Below are 2,056 nucleotides of genomic sequence, written 5' to 3' on the forward strand. Positions count from 1 at the left end.
GCAGACGGCATCGACCCGATCCGCGCCGCGCATATCAGCGCACGCATCGACCGGCTGCCCGCCGTTGCCACGGTCTGGCGTCTGGTGGCGCTACTGTCGATTGGCGGCTTTTTCGAGCTGTACGACCTGTTCCAGACGGCCTACATCAGCCCTGGTTTGATCAGCGACGGGATTTTCCACACCGGCAGCCAGGGCGTATTCGGTTTCTCCGACCAGGCGGCCTTTGCCTCGGCGACCTTTCTCGGCCTGTTCCTCGGCGCCAGCCTGCTCAGCCCGATTGCCGACCGCTACGGGCGCCGGGCGATCTTCACCTTTGCGTTGATCTGGTACACCGTCGCCACCGTGTTGATGGGTATCCAGACCTCCGCCCTGGGCATCATCTGCATGCGCTTCCTGGTGGGCATTGGTTTGGGCATCGAGCTGGTGACCATCGACGCCTACCTCTCGGAACTGGTGCCCAAGCGCATGCGCAGCTCGGCGTTTGCCTTTGCGTTTTTCATCCAGTTCCTGTCGGTGCCGGCGGTGGCGTTGATGTCGTGGTGGCTGGTACCCCAGGCACCGTTCGGGATTTCCGGCTGGCGCTGGGTAGTGGTGAGCAGTGCGGTATTTGCGCTGTTTATCTGGCAACTGCGCAAGCGCCTGCCGGAATCGCCGCGCTGGCTCGCACAAAAAGGCCGTTTCGAGGAAGCCGGGCAGATCATGGACAACCTCGAAGCGCGCTGCCGGAAAGACCACGGCAAGCCACTCGATGAGCCGGAACCGCAAGCCGTCAGCGTGCAGGGCCAAGGGCGCTTCGCCGATATCTGGCAACCGCCGTACCGGCGCCGGGCGTTGATGCTGATTGTGTTTCATGTGTTCCAGGCCATCGGTTTTTTTGGCTTCGGCAACTGGCTGCCGGCCCTGCTCTCGGGCCAGGGCGTGAGCGTCACTCACAGCCTGGGCTATGCCTTCATCATCACCCTCGCCTACCCGTTGGGGCCGCTGCTGTTTGTGAAGGTGGCGAACCGGTTTGAGAACAAATGGCAGATTGTCGGCTCGGCGCTCGGCGCGGTGATCTTCGGCAGTTTGTTCGCGCTGCAAACCACCGCCGTGGGCCTGGTGATCTGCGGGGTGATGATCACCTTCTGCAACGCCTGGCTGAGTTTCAGTTATCACTCCTACCAGAGCGAACTGTTCCCCACCAACATCCGCGCCCGGGCGGTGGGTTTCTGCTATTCGTTCAGCCGGTTGTCGACGGTGTTCAGCAGCCTGTTGATCGGCGTGATCCTCGAACACCTCGGCACGCCCGGCGTGTTGGCGTTTATCGCCAGCAGCATGTTGATCGTGATGATCACCATCAGTTGGTTCGGCCCGCGCACCCGCAACCTGGCGCTGGAGAACATTGCCCACTAGCGGCAAACAATGGCCGTCGGCACGCCAACGCTTGCCGACGGTAGCGGCCCAAAGCCCCGTAAACACGGGGCCATACCACTGGGCACGCTAATTGCTCCACCTGTGGCACCGCCCACATCCACAGGTGTCCTGATCATGCTGATCAACAACAATCCCCAGGCTCAGTCGATGATCCAACGCATCAAGCGCGCAGACATGGACCCGGCCAACGCCGCGGCCAGCGCGCTGTACAGCGGTGCCGCGCAAAACGTGCAACAGGGCACTACGACTGTATCGACCACACAGGCAGCGGCCGACGCCACTGCCGACAACATCAATGCCGCCTTCGCCAAGACCCGTGTGCAGTTGCAAGCCACCACCGCAACCGCCTCGACCACCGATACGGCCAAGACTGACTCCACCACGTCGGCCCGCAGTGACTTCACCGACTACATGAAGAAAAGCCCGGCTGAGCGCATCCGCGAGCAACTGCTCAAGGAACAGGGTTTGACCGAGGATGATGTGAAGAACATGCCTCAGGACAAGCAGGATGCTATTTCCAAGGAAGTTGCAGAACGCCTGAAAGAGCAGCAGACGCAGCAGGTAGCGGCGAAGACGGCTGACCCGCAGGCGCAGAACGTGAAAGAAACCCTGGCTGCGATCTAAGCCCAGACAATACAAACCC

At 61.6% G+C, this 2,056-nt stretch carries 2 protein-coding genes; both read left to right on the forward strand.

The annotated features are described in order from the left end of the window. Nucleotides 1-1,392, forward strand: a 1,392-nt coding sequence (locus JV201_RS22440) for an MFS transporter (protein WP_257903252.1), incomplete at its 5' end; no start/stop codon positions are given. A 135-nt stretch (nucleotides 1,393-1,527) separates the two neighbouring features. After that, nucleotides 1,528-2,037, forward strand: a complete 510-nt coding sequence (locus JV201_RS22445) for a hypothetical protein (protein WP_219406061.1) — start codon at nucleotides 1,528-1,530, stop codon at nucleotides 2,035-2,037. The last annotated feature ends 19 nt before the right edge of the window (nucleotides 2,038-2,056 follow it).

It is taken from the genome of Pseudomonas sp. Colony2 (genome assembly GCF_019382755.1).
Lineage (GTDB): Bacteria > Pseudomonadota > Gammaproteobacteria > Pseudomonadales > Pseudomonadaceae > Aquipseudomonas.

Excerpts from the sequence above, each read along its gene's own strand:
- JV201_RS22445 (WP_219406061.1), top strand. The coding sequence starts at position 1,528 with ATGCTGATCAACAACAATCCCCAGGCTCAGTCGATGATCCAACGCATC.